Source organism: Patiriisocius marinus, from assembly GCF_008974325.1.
GTDB classification, from domain to species: Bacteria; Bacteroidota; Bacteroidia; order Flavobacteriales; family Flavobacteriaceae; genus Patiriisocius; species Patiriisocius marinus.
Genome location: NZ_BKCG01000001.1, coordinates 608181 through 626624 on the forward strand (window position 1 = coordinate 608181; position 18444 = coordinate 626624).

General features: G+C 33.8%; 20 protein-coding genes and 1 tRNA gene. 18 read left to right on the forward strand and 3 right to left on the reverse strand.

Annotation, left to right across the window (positions count from 1 at the left end; genetic code table 11):
- Positions 1–121 precede the first annotated feature (121 nt).
- A tRNA-Leu gene (locus GBH57_RS02665) sits at positions 122–206 on the reverse strand.
- Between the two features lie 210 nt (positions 207–416).
- Here GBH57_RS02665 and GBH57_RS02670 point away from each other — a divergent pair.
- The 12 genes from GBH57_RS02670 (at position 417) to GBH57_RS02725 (ending at position 12659) form a co-directional block, all read left to right on the forward strand.
- Positions 417–1355, forward strand: coding sequence for a ribose-phosphate pyrophosphokinase (locus GBH57_RS02670; RefSeq protein ID WP_151672501.1), 939 nt, complete (start codon positions 417–419; stop codon positions 1353–1355).
- A gap of 118 nt (positions 1356–1473) precedes the next feature.
- Positions 1474–2100: a 50S ribosomal protein L25/general stress protein Ctc gene (locus tag GBH57_RS02675; protein WP_151672502.1), complete on the forward strand. Its 627-nt coding sequence runs from the start codon at positions 1474–1476 to the stop codon at positions 2098–2100.
- A 252-nt stretch (positions 2101–2352) separates the two neighbouring features.
- A complete protein-coding gene (pth, locus tag GBH57_RS02680) occupies positions 2353–2919 on the forward strand; it encodes an aminoacyl-tRNA hydrolase (protein WP_151672965.1) in 567 nt (188 codons plus the stop codon).
- 1 nt (position 2920) lies between these two features.
- Positions 2921–3853 carry a bifunctional riboflavin kinase/FAD synthetase gene (locus GBH57_RS02685; RefSeq protein WP_151672503.1) on the forward strand — a complete coding sequence of 311 codons (933 nt, stop codon included), beginning with the start codon at positions 2921–2923 and terminating at the stop codon, positions 3851–3853.
- Positions 3846–5231: an HTTM domain-containing protein gene (locus tag GBH57_RS02690; RefSeq protein ID WP_151672504.1), complete on the forward strand. Its 1386-nt coding sequence runs from the start codon at positions 3846–3848 to the stop codon at positions 5229–5231. The genes GBH57_RS02685 and GBH57_RS02690 overlap by 8 nt, the downstream gene beginning before the upstream one ends.
- Positions 5232–5386: 155 nt before the next feature.
- Complete coding sequence (locus GBH57_RS02695; protein WP_151672505.1) at positions 5387–6097, forward strand: NIDO-like domain-containing protein; 711 nt, start codon at positions 5387–5389, stop codon at positions 6095–6097.
- Between the two features lie 125 nt (positions 6098–6222).
- Positions 6223–7494 (forward strand): serine--tRNA ligase, encoded by a 1272-nt coding sequence (gene serS, locus GBH57_RS02700; protein ID WP_151672506.1) that lies wholly within the window; start codon positions 6223–6225, stop codon positions 7492–7494.
- 170 nt (positions 7495–7664) lie between these two features.
- Positions 7665–9446: a tetratricopeptide repeat protein gene (locus GBH57_RS02705; RefSeq protein WP_151672507.1), complete on the forward strand. Its 1782-nt coding sequence runs from the start codon at positions 7665–7667 to the stop codon at positions 9444–9446.
- A 41-nt stretch (positions 9447–9487) separates the two neighbouring features.
- Positions 9488–9796: a DUF4286 family protein gene (locus GBH57_RS02710; protein ID WP_151672508.1), complete on the forward strand. Its 309-nt coding sequence runs from the start codon at positions 9488–9490 to the stop codon at positions 9794–9796.
- A gap of 53 nt (positions 9797–9849) precedes the next feature.
- Entirely contained in the window at positions 9850–10689 is an 840-nt protein-coding gene (gene rsmA / locus GBH57_RS02715) for a 16S rRNA (adenine(1518)-N(6)/adenine(1519)-N(6))-dimethyltransferase RsmA (RefSeq protein WP_151672509.1), read from the forward strand.
- Positions 10667–12016, forward strand: coding sequence for a magnesium transporter (gene mgtE / locus GBH57_RS02720; RefSeq protein ID WP_151672510.1), 1350 nt, complete (start codon positions 10667–10669; stop codon positions 12014–12016). The genes rsmA and mgtE overlap by 23 nt, the downstream gene beginning before the upstream one ends.
- Positions 12017–12056: 40 nt before the next feature.
- Positions 12057–12659 carry a hypothetical protein gene (locus GBH57_RS02725; RefSeq protein ID WP_151672511.1) on the forward strand — a complete coding sequence of 201 codons (603 nt, stop codon included), beginning with the start codon at positions 12057–12059 and terminating at the stop codon, positions 12657–12659.
- Position 12660: 1 nt separating this feature from the next.
- Here the strand turns inward: GBH57_RS02725 and GBH57_RS02730 are convergent, their stop codons facing one another.
- Positions 12661–14109: an FAD-dependent oxidoreductase gene (locus GBH57_RS02730; RefSeq protein ID WP_151672512.1), complete on the reverse strand. Its 1449-nt coding sequence runs from the start codon at positions 14107–14109 to the stop codon at positions 12661–12663.
- A 3-nt stretch (positions 14110–14112) separates the two neighbouring features.
- A complete protein-coding gene (locus GBH57_RS02735; protein WP_151672513.1) occupies positions 14113–14631 on the reverse strand; it encodes an NUDIX hydrolase in 519 nt (172 codons plus the stop codon).
- 507 nt (positions 14632–15138) lie between these two features.
- Between GBH57_RS02735 and GBH57_RS02740 the strand changes: the two genes are divergently transcribed.
- The 6 genes from GBH57_RS02740 to GBH57_RS02765 all read left to right on the forward strand — a co-directional run bounded on the left by GBH57_RS02740 (position 15139) and on the right by GBH57_RS02765 (position 18291).
- The gene (locus GBH57_RS02740; RefSeq protein ID WP_151672514.1) at positions 15139–15534 is read left to right on the forward strand and encodes an acyl-CoA thioesterase; all 396 of its coding nucleotides are present in this window, start codon (positions 15139–15141) and stop codon (positions 15532–15534) included.
- A 35-nt stretch (positions 15535–15569) separates the two neighbouring features.
- Positions 15570–15935, forward strand: coding sequence for a cupin domain-containing protein (locus GBH57_RS02745; protein WP_151672515.1), 366 nt, complete (start codon positions 15570–15572; stop codon positions 15933–15935).
- A 175-nt stretch (positions 15936–16110) separates the two neighbouring features.
- Positions 16111–17049 carry a 2-hydroxyacid dehydrogenase gene (locus GBH57_RS02750; RefSeq protein WP_151672516.1) on the forward strand — a complete coding sequence of 313 codons (939 nt, stop codon included), beginning with the start codon at positions 16111–16113 and terminating at the stop codon, positions 17047–17049.
- Positions 17050–17084: 35 nt separating this feature from the next.
- Positions 17085–17477: a VOC family protein gene (locus GBH57_RS02755; RefSeq protein ID WP_151672517.1), complete on the forward strand. Its 393-nt coding sequence runs from the start codon at positions 17085–17087 to the stop codon at positions 17475–17477.
- Positions 17478–17578: 101 nt separating this feature from the next.
- Positions 17579–17902 carry an ArsR/SmtB family transcription factor gene (locus GBH57_RS02760; RefSeq protein WP_151672518.1) on the forward strand — a complete coding sequence of 108 codons (324 nt, stop codon included), beginning with the start codon at positions 17579–17581 and terminating at the stop codon, positions 17900–17902.
- 29 nt (positions 17903–17931) lie between these two features.
- Positions 17932–18291: a DUF1304 domain-containing protein gene (locus GBH57_RS02765; RefSeq protein WP_151672519.1), complete on the forward strand. Its 360-nt coding sequence runs from the start codon at positions 17932–17934 to the stop codon at positions 18289–18291.
- Positions 18292–18444 lie beyond the last annotated feature (153 nt).

Genomic DNA, 18444 nt, shown 5'->3' on the forward strand with positions numbered 1-18444 from the left:
TCAAATATTTACTAAGTTCATTATAAATTAAGGTTGCTATGAAAAAAGTGACAAAAATCATCTTTCTGTTGATGATAATTAAAGTAGGGGTATAAAAAAAGCCTTCAAATAATTGAAGGCTTGGTACTCGAGGCGGGAATCGAACCCGCACGACCGAAGTCACTGGATTTTGAATCCAGCGCGTCTACCAATTCCGCCACTCGAGCTTTTTATCTTTTAGATAATGGTAGTACCGTTGTAAAAAACGGACTGCAAAAATAATCATTTAATTAAAACTACAAGCCGGAACGATTAACTTTCGACAACTAAATATTCAAACTCCTAAACTTAAAAAAAATGTTAGTAAATCAAAACAACATTTTTTTTGAGGCTTTAAGTATTGGGTTACTTTTGTCAAAAATAAACAACACAACACCATGGCTTTCGAACCAACTCCAAAGATTTTTGCTTGTAAACAATCTCAAGCGCTCGCTAAAGATATTGCTGATAAATACGGCATTCCATTAGGAAATATTATTACCTCAACTTATAGCGATGGCGAATTTCAGCCTTCGTTTGAAGAATCTGTTAGAGGTTGTCGTGTATTCCTAATAGGGTCTACTCACCCAAGCAGCGATCACTTAATGGAACTATTATTAATGTGCGATGCTGCAAAACGCGCAAGCGCAAGACATATAACTGCCGTTATGCCTTACTTTGGGTGGGCACGTCAGGATCGTAAAGACAAGCCTCGTGTACCAATTGCAGCTAAACTAATTGCTAAAATGCTTGAAACAGCTGGAGCAACACGTATTATCACTATGGATTTACATGCTGATCAAATTCAAGGCTTTTTTGAAAAACCAGTAGATCACTTATTTGCTTCAACAATTTTCTTACCCTATTTAAAAAGTTTAAATCTTCCTAACCTTACCATAGCTTCACCAGATATGGGTGGTTCTAAAAGAGCTTATGCATATTCTAAAGCAATGGAAAGTGATGTTGTAATTTGCTATAAGCAACGTGAAAAAGCTAACATCATAAGCCACATGGAACTTATTGGCGATGTTAAAGGTAAAAATGTTGTGCTTGTAGATGATATGGTTGATACTGCTGGGACACTAACAAAAGCTGCAGATTTAATGATGGAGCGTGGTGCATTGTCAGTTAGAGCTATTTGTACACACCCTATTCTATCTGGTAAAGCTTACGAACGTCTTGAAGCATCTAAACTAGAAGAGCTTATTGTAACTGACTCTATACCATTGCGTCAAACAAGCCCTAAACTAAGAGTACTTACTTGTGCTGATCTTTTCGCTGATGTTATGAAAAGCGTACACGTAAACCAAAGTATTAGCTCTAAGTTTCTAATGTAATTGACTAAAAAGCAAGCTTAAACAAAACCTTTTGTTTAATTAGCTAAATAAATATAATACAGTATCTTTGCAGCCCTTTAAAAGGGAAAAGAAAACAATTATAATTTAAAATTTCAAAATGAAATCAATTACAATCGACGGATCAAAAAGAGAAAGCGTAGGTAAAAAAGCAACTGCTACCTTACGTAATGCTGGTATGGTTCCTTGCGTAGTATACGGAGGAGACGAGCCTATTCACTTTCAGGCACCAGAACTCGCCTTCAACAAACTAGTATACACGCCAGATGTGCATACGGTTGTAGTTTCGCTAGAAGACGGAACAAAAGTTAACGCAATTTTACAGGATATCCAATTTCACCCTGTAACTGACCGTATTTTACATATTGACTTCTATCAAATTTTTGATGATAAAGAAGTAATGATGGAAATTCCAGTACACATTGTTGGTAACTCTCGTGGAGTTAGAAATGGTGGTGTTTTACGTATCGTTTCTCGTAAATTAAGAGTAAAAGCTGTTCCAGCTAACTTACCTGATTTTATCGAAGCTGATATCACTGATATGAAAATTGGTGCTAAAATGTATGTTACTGCTGTAAAGAACGAAGCATATTCAATCTTACACACTGACAACACTGTAATTTGCCAAATTAGAACATCTCGTACTGCTGTTGCAGATGCTGATGATGACGATGAAGAAGGTGAAGATGGTGCTGAAGCAGCAACTGAAGAAGCTGCTGCAGAATAATCACTGTCCATTTAATTATATACAAAGCATTCCGTTAATTCGGGATGCTTTTTTTATTTTTACTATTTAAACAAATGTATGCTAGCATTTCTTCGGAAACTTTTAGGACTGTACACCAATCAACCAAATGAAAGCTTGGTTAATGAAAAGGTACGTACCTCACAGAGTAATATTTCCGATGAAAAAGTAAAAAAAGAGAACATAGAATCTTCTCAAAAAGAAAACAACTCCAACAATGATGGAGCGCCCATTATGAAAAAATTTTTAATTGTAGGATTAGGAAATATAGGACCAAAATACGAAAATACACGCCACAACATTGGCTTTAAAGTATTAGATTATATCGCTAAAGAAGAGAACTTAGACTGGGAAACCGCTAAACTTGGCGATATTACTACATACAAATTTAAAGGTCGTAGTTTTATATTGCTTAAACCTAACACATATATGAATCTAAGTGGAAAGGCCGTTAAGTACTGGATGGAAAAAGAAAAGGTTGATAAAGAAAATATTCTTATTGTAACGGATGATCTTAACCTACCTTTTGGAACATTTAGAATTAAACCTAAAGGATCTAGCGGAGGCCATAATGGTCTACAAAATATTCAAGACACTTTTAGTAGTGGAGCATTTCCTCGTTTTAGATTTGGTATTAGTGATGCCTTTTCTAAAGGACGTCAAGTTGATTATGTTCTAGGCGAATGGACAGCTGAAGAAGAAAGCGTAATGATTGAAAGAGTTCCTAAAGCAATGGAAGCAATAAAATCGTTTGGGATGGCAGGTATAAACAACACAATGAACACTTTTAACGGAAACTAATATGGAGGAATACCTAAACGCCTCGCAGTTTACATCAACCAAAGGAAGTGTAATTACCATTGGAACTTTTGATGGTGTTCACCTTGGACATAAGGAAATAATTAAAAGGCTTACCCAAGCTGCAGCTATTGAAAACTTAAGTTCAGTGGTGCTTACTTTTTTCCCACACCCACGTATGGTACTACAAAAAAATAGTGACATTAAACTTATCAATACCATAGGAGAAAAAAAACAATTACTTGACAATGCGGGTGTTGATCACTTTGTTGTTGAACCTTTTACTTATGAGTTTTCCCGAATGACCGCAGAAGAATATGTTCGTGATTTGTTAGTTGGTAAACTAAAAGCTAAAAAGATTATTATAGGTTATGACCATCGGTTTGGACGTAATAGAAATGCAGATATCAACGATTTAATTGCCTTTGGGAAAGAGTACAATTTTACTGTAGAACAAATTAGCGCACAAGAATTAGATCACGTAGCAATTAGCTCTACAAAAATTAGAAATGCACTTTTAGACGGTGATATAGCAACAGCAAATCAATATTTAGGATACAACTTTAATATTACAGGAACTGTTGTAACAGGTAAAGCTTTAGGTAGAACTATCAACTACCCTACTGCTAACTTACAGATAAAACAATCCTTCAAACTTGTACCAAAAAATGGTGTTTACGTTACAAGTGCTACTATTAATGGCACATTGCAATATGGCATAACTAGTATAGGAACAAACCCAACTGTAGGAGGAACTGAAAAAACTATTGAAACCTATTTCTTAGATTTTGATGGAAATTTATACAATACAGAATTAACCATTATATTCTTGTCTCACATTAGAAACGAAGAAACGTTTAGCACTATTGAAATATTAAAACAAGCAATTCAGCAAGACGAGATAGCTGCTCGTAAATTCATCGAAAACATTGAATAAGTTTTTATTTAAACATATAGACAACACTGGTTTAGTACTCTGGAGGGTAGTATTTGGGCTATTGATTACAATTCAAGCTTTTGGCGAAATACTATTAGGTTCTGTTAAACGAAATTTTATCGACCCAGAATTCACCTTTAATTTTATAGGTTTTGACTTTCTACAACCGTTGCCAGGCAATTGGATGTATGTATATTTTGCTATTATGGGAATTTTTGGGATTGGGGTAATGCTCGGTTACAAATATCGCTGGAGCATGTTTTTTTATGCATTGATGTGGACTTGTGTATATTTAATGCAAAAATCTAGCTACAACAATCATTACTATTTAATGATGTTGTTATGTTGGTTAATGGTGTTTTTACCAGCAAATAAATGGCTCTCATTAGACGCCAAACAAAATCCTCTACTCAAATCACCCTCTATGCCCAGGTGGGTAATATTGGTTTTAATATTACAAGTTTGGATAGTTTACACCTATGCTTCAGTTGCAAAATTATACCCAGATTGGTTAGATGGAACTACCACCAAGTTATTAATGGCAGGTAAAAAAGACTATTGGTTAGTGGGTGATATTCTACAACAAGAATGGGTACATTACACAATTGCATATGTAGGAATTTTATTCGATTTGCTTATCGTCCCCCTACTTTTATGGCGAAAAACTCGAGTTATTGGGTTTGCAGTATCCGTGTTTTTTCACCTATTCAATTCCATTGTGTTTCAAATAGGCATCTTTCCATATATGTCAATTGCTTTTGCTTTTTTCTTTTTTTCTTCGGAAACTTTACAGCGATTATTTCTTCCTAATAAAGAATTATACAACGCTAGCGAAGTCATTGTGCCAAAACAAAAAACACTTTTAATTAGTTGTTTTACCATCTATTTTATTTTTCAAATAGGATTGCCACTACGCCATTGGGCTATACCTGACGATGTATTATGGAATGAAGAAGGCCACCGCTTAAGCTGGAGAATGATGCTGCGTTCTAAAGGAGGCATCTTAAACGTTTACACAGTAGACAAGGCAACAGGGAAACGTGTTAAATACGATTACCTGAGTATGCTCTCTAAAAAACAACGTCGAAACGTGAAGTCTAAACCAGATATAATCTGGCAATTAGCACAACGAATTAAAGCGGTTGAGGCTAAAAAAGGAAACGATGTTGAAGTGTATATGGATGTAAAAATTAAAATTAACGGTAGTCCATATCACCGTTTAATTGACCAAGAAGTAGATCTTGCAAGCGTACCGTGGAAAATATTTACTCACAACCCTTGGATTTTACCCTCACCTGTTGATTATCATAAAAAAGAGGAACGCCCAACAAGAGAGAACATACTCAAGAATCCTAACTTGGAGTTGAATAACAATTAAAATTAGTATCTTTTCATACTTATTCCATTTAAAAATGCTTAGTAGAAAAACCAAAAGAGAAAAACAACGAGAAGTACAATCTATTATCATTTTCTTGATCTTAGCAATTGTAATCATTTCTGTTTTAAGAAATAAATTTGGCTTATAAAATCAAAATGTTACTCCTAAAAAAGCTACTCCTAGTACTTGTAATCAGCCTTGTATCTTGTAAACAATCTTCGGAAAGTTTCCACAGTAAAACAAGCCCTTTTTTACCGCTAGACAAAGCTGAAATTCTAAACGATTCAATCCCTTGGGGAGCGTTTAATACTACATATGATATCGCAATAGGATTTCCTTTTACCTTTTTTGACAAAACATTTGACAGTCTTCATTTAGAAACTACAGGCAGAATAGTATTCGACGTGGAACATCAATATTTTGCCGATGCGTTTTCCGAAATCTCCATGCAAGATGCTGGATTTAATAATGATATATCTATGTCGCCAATTCGGTATAAAAATCAAATTTCAGAAAACAATAATGTTCTAATTATAGAATTTGAGAATGCCTCTTTTGCTTCCGACACCTTGTCTAGAGTTACATTTCAAATTAAATTACACGAAAAAAATGGTGTTTTTGAACTACATATGGGTCCAAATACCATTTCAAACTTTTCTAAAGCATTTCAAAATGGACCTCATTCAGGTGTTAGCAAAGTAATTAGTTATGGCCCTACCGTATATGAAAAACGAGTTATAGCCTACGGTAACGCTAAGAATCCTAGAGTAATTAGTAATCCAAAGCAAGAAAATGACCCTAAAATGTTAACTATTGAACACATGCCTGTTGAAGGCTCCATTTATAGTTTTTCAACTAAAAACTAATTTGATTAGCTATTTAATTTGAACATCACTTTTCTACCCTTAGATTACTCCTAAATAAAATCAATTAACTTTTTGCAAACGCTACTTGACTATGTAACTTTGCGCCTTGTTAAAATCAACACATTATGCTACAAGTACAAGACATTCGTGATAATAAAGACCGCTACATTAAAGCACTCACTAAAAGAGGAATTGATGCTGCTGAAGTATTCAAAAAAGTTTTAGATGCAGACGAAAACAGAAAAGCTACACAGACAAAACTTGACGAAACCCTAGCCGAATCTAATAGCGTTTCTAAAGAAATTGGAGATCTTTATAAATCTGGAAATGCGAAAGAAGCGAATGTACTAAAGGAAAAAACAGTTGCACTAAAGGAATCATCAAAAGAACTAAGTAGTCAACTTGATAGCATTTCAGAAGAACTTCAAAAACTTCTGTGGACGATTCCTAACATTCCTAATGATTTGGTTCCTGCGGGCCTGACAGAAGATGATAATGAGGAAACTTTTAGAGAAGGTGATATTCCTGTGCTTGCAGAGGGTTCTATGCCTCACTGGGAATTAGCAAAAAAATACGATTTAATAGATTTTGAACTTGGAGTAAAAATCACGGGTGCAGGTTTTCCAGTGTATAAAGGAAAAGGTGCAAGACTACAACGCGCACTTATCTCATACTTTTTAGATAAAAATACTGATGCTGGTTATACTGAATACCAAGTGCCGCTTTTAGTGAATGAAGCATCTGGTTTTGGAACTGGACAACTTCCAGATAAAGAAGGACAAATGTACCATGTAGGTGTAGATGATCTTTATTTAATACCAACGGCTGAAGTTCCTGTAACTAATATGTTTAGAAACGATTTAGTTCAAGAAGCAGATTTACCAATTACCTGTACAGGATTCACTCCTTGTTTTAGGAGAGAAGCAGGAAGTTATGGAGCACACGTAAGAGGTTTAAATAGATTACACCAGTTTGACAAGGTTGAAATAGTACGTATTGAACATCCGGATAATAGTTATAAAGCTTTAGACGGTATGGTAGATCACGTAACCGAAATTTTAAGAGAATTAAAACTTCCGTTTAGAATATTAAGATTATGCGGTGGGGATTTAGGTTTTACTTCTGCATTAACATATGACTTTGAAGTATTTTCAACAGCCCAAGATAGATGGCTGGAAATTTCTTCAGTCTCAAACTTTGAAGCTTTTCAAGCTAATAGGTTAAAGTTACGTTTTAAAAATGCCGATGGTAAAAACTCATTTGCACATACTCTTAATGGTAGCTCATTAGCATTACCAAGGGTTTTAGCAGGTATTTTAGAAAATTATCAAACACCAGAAGGAATTAAAATTCCTGATGTACTTGTTCCATACTGTGGTTTTGATATCATTTCGTAATAAAAATTAAATACCCGTATTACAAGTTTAGTTATACTGAGAATTAGTATAAAATATCCATCTTTAAAACGATGGATATTTTAGTTTTACACACTTGCCATAGTTAGTAAATCCATACCCTAGGCACGATTTTTGTTTTTACACAATCTATAAAACACTATCTTTACGTTATGCGCAATTTCATTCTTTTACTATTGCTGTTTGTAGGAACTACAAGCGTTGCTCAAAGCGAACTTTTAGCGAAAAACTATTTCGATAAAGGTGCGTATGAAAAAGCCATTTCACTGTACGAAAAACTTTATAAGGAATCTCCACACAAAACAGCATTCTTAGACAACTTAGTTGAATCGTACCAACAACTTGAACAGTTTGACAAAGCTGAAAAAGCACTAATTGAAAAGCTTGAAGGTAGAAGGTTCCAACCACAATACTATATTAATCTAGGTTACAACTACGCATTACAAAATCAAGATTCACTTGCGCAAATTAATTACAAACAAGCCTTAGAAGAAATTAATATTAAACCAAACTACGCTACTATAATTGCAAAACGATTTGAAGATTATAGCTTACTAGACGAAGCAATCCTAGCTTTCGAAAAAGGAATGGAACTAAACCCCAACCTTAATGCAAATATGCAATTAGCACGTATTTATGGAGAGCAAGGGAAGATAGAGCTTATGTTTACTAAATATATAGACTTAATAGAAACAAGACCCAACTATAAAAGTATTGCTCAACGCAATTTTAGTCTGTACGTAACAGAAGACCCACAAAACGAGGCGAACGGAATCTTAAGAAGAATTCTTCTAAAAAAACTGCAAGAGAATCCAGATGTGCTTTATAACGAACTATTAAGCTGGTTGTTTATACAGCAAAAAGATTTCAAAAAAGCATTCACACAAGAGAAAGCTATTTATAAGCGAACAGAAGAAGATTTAGGTGGAATTTCAGACTTAGCACTTATTGCTCTTGCGGATAGAGACTATGAAAACGCTGCAGCAATAATTAATTTTGTTATAGAAAATAGCGCTACTCCCGAAGCACAATTACAAGGCTATCAATACCTAATGAAGATAAAACTTGCAACTGCAAAAGAAGAAGACTATCCAGAAATAGAATCGCAATTTCAACAGTTATTAACCCAATACGGAAGTGGCTCTAAAACGTATTTATTACAAATTGATTACAATCATTTTTTAGCGTTTCAAGCAAAGAAATCTGAAACTGCAATTGAAAACCTAAAAGCACTTGCTAATGAAAAATTAAGTGCATATCAAGAAGCAAGGGTGAAAATGGAGCTTGCCGATATTCTTGTTTTTGAAGAAAAATTTAATCGTGCTTTAATTTATTACACACAAATACAAAAGAAAATACAAAGTGATGTTCTTGCACAAGAAGCACGTTTCAAAGTAGCTAGAACAAGCTATTTTAAAGGCGATTTTGTTTGGGCGAAAACACAACTTGATGTACTTAGAAAATCTGCTTCTCAACTTATCGCAAATGACGCCATCGAGTTATCTTTGATGATACACGATAATACTCAAGAAGACTCACTGCACACAGCGTTAAAAAAATACGCAACTGCAGATCTGCTTGCTCTACAAAATAAAGACAAACAAGCTATTGATGTTCTATCCGAAATTTTAACCAACCATAAAGGTGAAAAAATTGAAGATGAAGCCCTTTTAAAACAAGGAGGTTTATATGAAAAAATAGGTGATACAAAAAAAGCAGAAGCTAATTACTTAAAACTAATAGATCTTTTTAAAGAAGATATTTTAGCAGATGACGCTTATTTTAGACTTGCTAATTTATATGAGTATGAATTACAGGACCCTATAAAAGCTAAAGAATACTACGAACAAATTATTTTTAATTTTGAAGACAGTATTTACTTTATCGAAGCACGAAAAAAGTATAGAATGCTACGAGGAGATGCTATCGAATAGACATCAAACCATTTTAATACCAGCAAAAATTAAATTTACCCATGTACATATACAACGTAACTATAAATATAGAAAACAGTGCACACGACAATTGGTTAGAGTGGATGAAAAACACTCATATTCCTGCTATGTTAGACACTCGAAAATTTTCTAAAGCGTTAATGACTAAAGTACAAATTGAAGAAGAAATGGGAGGTACAACCTATTCCGTTCAATACCACACAGACAGCAAAGAGACCTTAGAAAAATACTATGAGGAAGATGCTCCTAAGTTAAGATCACAAGGCAAACAATTTGAAGGAAAGTTTGTTGCCTTTAGAACTGAACTTGAAATTATCTGTGAGCAATAATCTCACAATAAACAATATTTTACATTTACAGCAATCGTCAATAAAGACCTCAAATGGCTAAAAATAAAAAGAAGAAATACAGTTCTAATTTTTCTCGTGACTCAAACGAAGTTAGAGCAAAAAAGCATTTAGGTCAACATTTTTTGACAGACGAAACTGTAGCTAAAAACATTGCTGAAACACTAACACATAAAGGTTATAAAAATGTATTAGAAATAGGTCCAGGAACTGGAGTTCTAACAAAATATCTTGTTGAAAAGGACATCAATCTAGTAGCAATGGATCTTGACAAAGAATCTATTATTTACTTAGAAAACCACTACCCAAACGAAAATTTACAAATATTAGAAGCAGATTTTCTAAGAGAGGATATGCAGGATTATTTTGGCACAGAACAATATGCTGTAACGGGTAATTTCCCTTATAATATTTCTACTCAAATTGTTTTTAAAACTTTAGAAAATAAAGAGCAAGTTCCAGAATTTACTGGAATGTTTCAAAAGGAAGTGGCTATGCGCATTTGTGCAGATCACGGTTCTAAAACGTATGGTATTATGTCAGTTTTAACACAGGCATTTTATGATGCTGAATATCTTTTTACCGTTCCTCCCACTGTATTTAACCCGCCACCTAAAGTGGATAGCGGAGTGTTGAGACTTACTAGAAAACCCTCGCTTGAACTTACTTGTTCAGAGCCATTTTTATACAAAGTTGTGAAAACTGCATTTCAGCAGCGAAGAAAAACATTGCGTAACAGTTTAAAAACGTTTGATATTTCGGATAAACTTAAAGAAGATGTTATATTTGGCCAGCGACCAGAACAGCTATCAGTAGCACAGTTTATCGCACTCACCACAAAATTGGAAGCAGATGCAGTTTCAACTAACGACTGATTTTATAGCCACAATTGAGCAGCTTATCGCTAATAAAGATGGGCATGCACTTCGTGAGCTTTTAAAAGAATATCACTTTGCTGATGTAGCAGAATTACTGGAAGAACTTAACAGTGATGAAGCAACCTACTTAATTAAGCTACTTAAAAGTAAAATTACTTCTGAAGCTCTAATGGAGCTTGATGAGGATTTAAGAGAACGTATTCTTGAAAATCTAACTCCTACTGAAATTGCACAGGAATTAGAAGAACTAGACACCGATGATGCTGCAGATATAATTGCTGAATTAGATGACAAAACTCAGAAAGAGGTAATTGATAAAATTATTGATGAAGAGCACGCTGCAGATATTGTTGAACTGTTAAATTATGACGAAGATACAGCTGGAGCCTTAATGGCAAAGGAATTAGTACAAGTAAAAGAAACTTGGACAGTTGCAGGATGTGTTAGAGAAATGCGCAGACAAGCAGAAAATGTTACCCGCGTTCATTCTATTTATGTAACTAACAGAGAAGGAAAACTTACAGGTAGACTTTCATTAAAAGATCTACTTACAGCTAGTGAAAAAACGAAAATTAGCGAAATATTTATTCCAAAAGTTGACTACGTTACAGTACATACAGATAATGAAGAAGTCGCTAGAATCATGCAAAAATATGATTTAGAAGCTATTCCTGTGGTGGACGAAAACGGCGTTCTAGTGGGACGCATTACTATTGATGATATAGTAGATTTCATTAAAGAAGAAGCGGAAAAAGATTACCAAATGGCCGCTGGTATTTCGCAGGATGTAGAGGCAGATGATAGTATAATTGCCCTTACTCGTGCAAGACTCCCATGGTTATTTTTAGGCCTTTTAGGAGGTGTGGGTGCAGCAGCAATTATGGGTGGTTTTGAAGAGGTTTTAAACAACCACGCAATACTATTATTATTCACACCGCTTATCGCAGCAATGGCAGGAAATGTTGGTGTGCAATCTAGCGCTATTATCGTGCAAGGTCTCGCTAATGATGATGTTAAAGGAAGTATTGGAAACAGATTAATTAAAGAAATGTTGCTTGCAGCACTTAACGGTGCAGCACTTGCCACAGTATTATTTTTCTTTATTTGGGGTTGGAAAGGAACTATTGATTATGGTCTTTCAATATCGGTTTCATTATTTGTTGTTATAATTGTGGCAGGAATCATTGGAACATTTATTCCTTTATTTTTACACAAACGAGGTATTGATCCAGCTATAGCAACAGGCCCCTTTATTACTACAAGTAATGATATTTTCGGTATTTTAATTTATCTATATATTGCTAAATTAATACTTGGAATATAACTATTGCTTTAGTTCTAAGCTAAATAACCTTTTTAATAGTATGGAAGAATTAAGGCAAACTAAAAACTTTACAAAACGTGATTATCGATTAAGTGAAAATAAACTTTTTTACAACCACTCTAAGTTCGGAAATAGTAATGAAATAGATATTCCCTTTGAAAACATAGAAGGAGAAAAAGTAAGTCACAAAATATCGAATAACAATACATTGTTTTTCTCTGTGTTAGTTTATATAGTTGCAATAGCCCTTTTTATTAGTAAAATTAATAATGGAGGAGATGATCAGTCTGTGTCTTTATTTTGGGCCGTTATTGCTACGATAATCCTTGCCTTTTATTGGTTCAATAGAGACGACTTTTGGAAAATAAAACTTACAGACAACAATTACCTATACATTCATAAAAATATCCCTAATAAAGAAATACCTGAAAATTTTATTAATAGTTTAATATCTAAAAGAAATGAATATTTAAAAGAAAACTATTTAATTATTGATGAGAATCTTGACTACCAAAGTCAATTATCAAATTTTAAATGGTTAAAATCAATAGGAGCTATATCAAAAATAGAATTTGAAGAAAAATATTTAGAACTGAAAGCTACGGTAAATCCTAGAAAAACTGATATTGGCTTCGGTAAATAAGCTACAAATCCCTACTTTTTAAACAGCGCCCTCTAGGCTCATCTGCTTCAAAGAGTACAGCTTCAGAATGCAGAAACCTTGCGGCAGCAGCTGAATCCTTTACCTTGGGCGTACTTCGCTTTAACATTTCAGCTTCAAAATCGTTTAACACATATTTTCTAATACCAACTTCTCTCCATTGAGATGAAGGCTTGCATCCGCTTGTAATGCCGCGAGCCAAGGCTAATGCATCTAATAACGCTTGGTTTGCTCCCTGACCTTTAAAAGGGCTCATAGGGTGGGCCGCATCACCTATTAGTGTTATTTGCTCTTCGTTTTGTAATAAAGCTGGTGTTAAAATTTCACGATCATAAACGGGGTATCCCGAAATTTGACTTTCTAAAGTTGCTGCTATTATTTGTGGAATAGGACTATGCCATTGAGTTCTTTGAGTTGCTTCCTCCTTAATTGATTTAACTCCTTTTTTATTTAAAGAAATCGCTTCATCTTCAGAAAAAGGAAAGCTAAGTTGCCACATAATAGCATCATTTGTAAAAGGCATCATATAAATTCGCTCATGACCATTTGCTGTTTGAAATACTGTAGCCGAATCTAACAGAGAATCATCATTATCATCAATATCAGCTAAAGGGCAAATCCCTAAAATTACCATACACCCTAAGTAATGTAAAGGGCTTATATTTTCGCCAATGACCAATTTTCGTAGTGTACTTCTAATTCCATCTGCTCCAACTACAAGATCTGCTTTTTCTATCATTAGCTCGCCATTTACTTCAAAATCTAAGCTAATTTTACCGTTTTCAGATTTCTTATAACTTAATAGTTGATGTCCCCACTGTACTTTTTCAATTCCTCCTAGCTGCTCTAATAAAGCCAATCTAAGGGATTGTCGAGCAATGTGCACATTTGTGTTTTTAGGTGATTTTTCAGCATCAGATGCCATCCACTTTCTCATTCCCCATTCGCCAATTACTTTTCCTTCAGTAGTATGAACTATATGTCGTGTTGAAACTACACCTTCTTTCAATGAAAAAATACCGAAACCATCAATTGCCTTACTTGCTTGTTGCAAGGTTAGTCCGTATCCTTGAGAGCGAGCATCAAAGGTAGTATCACGTTCATAAAGTGTAAATGGTATTCCACGATGCAAACACGCAACTGCAAGAGCAATACCACCAATTCCGCCACCTATAATAGCAACATGTGGGTAATTTTCTTTGTCAGGAATTGGAAAATTAGACGTTGAAACCAAGCCAGAACCTGAACAATTAGTACACGGATATTGATGCCCTTTAGGTCGAATAGGTTCATTGCTTTCACCATTAGATTTTTCAAATTGATCAAGTTCTCTTAAATATTGAAGTCGGGCTTTTTTACGAATTCTTCGACTCCTTTTGCCGCGTCCTTTGCACTCATCACACATTGTCCATTTATCGTAAACAGCTTTCATAGTTTAGAGAATACGTTCAGCAATTAGTGATAGTAGAAATGTTTCTCGTTCTATTGACATTCCCATTTTTTCACTAGTTGCCATCGTCAATTTATTATGTTCTATAGCTTCATGAATATTAACCCATTTAGCTTTCATACCATTATTGGTTTCGTAATGCTCAAGATTTGATTCACCTAATTCTTTATTCACCTCACAGGTATAGCAATAAGATATCATATGCTGAATATCAAAATTTGATTTATACCAAGGCCTGTATTCTTCATAAATTCCAAATGGCTTAATATTCTTTATATCTTCAGCACCAGTTTCTTCATTAAGCTCACGTATCATTCCTTCAATTAAATCTTCACCCTCATCTAAGCCACCGCCAGGAAGGCTGTAATCTTCATAACGCTCTGTATAAAGCAACAAAATTGCGTTGCCTTGTATTGCTATGCTTCTGGTGGACAACCTCGTGAAAACCGACTTGTTTTCTAAAGTGTCTATATCAGGATGGTAATGGGTTTTTAAATTCTGCATTTAGAAAACTACTTTTTTGCAAAACTAGAGGAAACTAATCCAATATTTAAAATTGAAGCGCTTTATTAATTAGATGCTAAAACAAAAAATACACAATTAACTTTTTTTAGTAAATAGTTGATAGAGTTTAATTAAAACTATTAATGCAGCGTGTGAAACCACTAACAAACCACCATAAAACAAAACTCCAAGAGAATTTCCATATCTGAAATTTTCTGAATCCGAAAACACGTTAATCATTATGATTAAATACACAATATATAAAAGCATATTCCATTTGTAAAAAGCTTTGTTTTTAGAAGATAAAAGTCCGTAAATTAAAAACACTAGTATAGCGAAATAAGCGCTATAAAGTATCAAAAATTCGCTGCCTGTTGGAAACATCGTCTAAGTTAATTGTGAGAAAGGGAACGAATAAATTAATATAATAACATATTTGTTTATGTTTTTTGAATCCCAAAAATCAACATTTATTAGGTAATTTTATATTCTAAAAATAAGTATAAAATGTCCAATAATAATTTCTCCCAAACAATTGAAGTAACTTCAGAACACATTGATGATTATAATCACGTAAACAACTTGGTATACCTACAATGGTGCCTCGATGTAGCACAGGGACATTGGGATAAATATGCTTCAGAAGAGATAAGAGAAAACTATGTTTGGTATGTACTTAACCACAATATCAACTATAGAGCATCTGCATTTAAAGGAGAAACACTCGAAGTACATACGTGGGTAGAATCTATAGAAGGTGTAAAAAGCACTCGAAATTATAAAATTGTACGCCTAAGTGATAATAAAGTTCTTGTTGAAGCTTCTACACTCTGGTGCTTGTTAGACGCAAAAACCGTTCGTGCTACCCAAGTACCTGATGAAATTCGTAACTTGTTTGCTTAAGCTAAAACTACTCATTAGCTATAATACCTACAATTATGAAACCGATTAATGTTAAAGAAAAGTTTGCTAAATTCAGCAAACAATGGCATCCACATCAAATTGCAACCGTAGATAATATGCAGGTAATTCTTGCTAAAATTCAAGGCGAATTTGTCTGGCACAAACACGATAATGAAGATGAATTGTTTTTTATACAAAAGGGAACCCTTGAAATGCATTTTAGAGATCGTGTAGAAATTGTAAAAACGGGCGAATTAATAGTTGTGCCAAAAGGAGTTGAACATTGCCCAAAAAGTCATGGTGATGAAGAGGTACACGTGTTATTATTTGAACAATTAAATACGAAACACACAGGCGATATCAGACACGAAAAAACACAAACAGAATATCCACGTATTTAAATACAAACTGAAATGTTAGTTTAACAATGGCTGTTCACATGTGTTTTATTATGGTCTTTTCTAAACCCAAGGTTTTTGTTTTATTATATTTATACGAACAATTAAATATTAAGATACTTTCAGAAATACAACCAAACTAGTTATTAAGTTTCAAAACTTTTTATCAATTACACTTATGAAAATACTTCACCTAGATCAAAACCATCCATTATTATTAAAACAATTAGCAGAAGCTGGTTTTGAAAATGCAGAAGATTACACGTCGTCTCGTGAAGCTATTGAGCAAGTAATTGAACATTATCAAGGCATTGTTATAAGAAGCAGATTTAATATTGATAAAGCTTTTATGGATAAGGCTACAAATCTAAAATTTATAGCTCGAGTAGGAGCAGGACTAGAAAGTATTGATGAAGCGTACGCTGCTAAAAAAGGAATTAGCTTAATTTCATCTCCTGAAGGAAATAGAAATGCCGTGGGAGAACACACTTTAGGGATGCTACTTTCACTATTCAACAACCTAAACAAAGCAGATCGACAAGTGAAAGCTGGAAATTGGTTAAGAGAGGATAATCGAGGTATTGAAGTAGATGGTAAAACCATTGGTATTATAGGTTACGGAAACATGGGTAAAGCGTTCGCGAAAAAACTTAGAGGTTTTGACTGCACAGTACTTTGTTATGATATTAAAGAAAATGTAGGCGATGAAAATGCAGAACAAGTATCCTTAGACCAGTTTAAAAATGACGTTGATGTTGTTAGCTTACACACCCCGTGGACTCCACTTACAAACAAGATGATAGACACTCATTTTATTGATGGATTTGCAAAACCATTTTGGCTTTTAAATACTGCTAGAGGCAAAAGTGTAGTCACTAAAGATTTAGTAAAAGCATTAAAATCGACAAAAATAGTAGGCGCAGGTCTTGATGTACTTGAGTATGAAAAGTTAAGTTTTGAGTCACTTTTTTCTTCGGAAATGCCACAAGAATTTAAAGAGCTACTTGAAATGGATAATGTAATCCTGAGTCCGCATGTGGCAGGATGGACTGTTGAGAGCAAACAAAAATTAGCACAAGTTATTGTTGATAAGATTATTGCAGAATTCGCATCATAAAGATTGAATTTAATCTTTATACTAAAACATATTTTATGAAAAGAGTTACAGGAATAGGCGGTTTGTTTTTTAAAACCACAGACCCAAAAGCAACAAAGGATTGGTATAAAAAACACCTAGGTTTTGACACAGACGATTGGGGATGTACCTTCTGGTGGAAAGATGAAAATGGCAACAAATGTTCAACACAATGGAGCCCAATGCCTCGGGAAACTGATTATTACAAACCATCAGACAAGCCTTTTATGTTTAATTACAGAGTTGAAAACCTAGTAGGGCTTCTTAAACTATTGAAAGAAGAAGGTGTTACTATTATTGGAGAAATTCAGGAATTTGAATATGGGAAATTTGGTTACATTATGGATAATGATGGTAACAAAATTGAATTATGGGAACCAATTGATAAAGTTTTCGAAAAAAATAATTAACCTTTATTTAAAGAAAAATTCAAGAAATTTTGAGTTAAAGTTATTTATTATCGTGATATTGCAATATAGATAATTACGTTAATCCATTAACACTAAAAACAATGGGCGTTTCAAAAAGACATCTTCACACAATGAGTGTGAATCAATTAGCAGATATGGCAAAGGTGCTTTCACATCCTGCACGTATTTCAATTTTAAATTATGTTGGTGATTGCGATGGTTGTTTATGTAAGGATATTTCAGAAACTATTAAACTTTCTCAACCTACTACATCGCAACATTTACAAATAATTAAAAAAGCGGGATTGCTTAAAAGTAAATTTGAAGGCAAAAGTCAATACTACCGTATCAATATTGAAAAACTAAATAAGCTAAAAGGTTTATTTCAAGAGTTTTTTGAAACTACGGAAGCTAAATGTGGGTAACACAATTATAACTAAACCAACCTCTTATTATGGAAATTATCGTTAAAATATTAATAGGATGTATCGCATTCCTTCACCTCTATTTTCTTTATTTTGAAATGTTCGCTTGGGAAACTTTAGGAAGAAAAATCTTTAAAAACTTTCCTAAAGACCTTTTTAAACCAACTAAATCTATGGCTGCAAACCAAGGTTTATATAATGGATTTTTAGCAGCAGGATTAATATGGACATTTTTTATTGATAATGACATTTGGCGTTTATACATCTCTGTATTTTTTCTTAGTTGTGTAATTATCGCAGGTGTTTATGGTGCTTTAACAGTTAGTAAAAAAATTCTTTATGTTCAGGCAATTCCTGCAATTATCGCATTAGTATTAATTCATTTGTAGTAATCAAGCCATTTTGAAAATTAAAACCCGCATTGTTTTTAAATAGCAATGCGGGTTTTTCTATAAAAAAAATTCGTTTTCAAAAGACAATCCTAGATAGATGTTAATTAATAACTAAGTCTTTAATAATAGTTTAACAAAAGTCTTCCATTG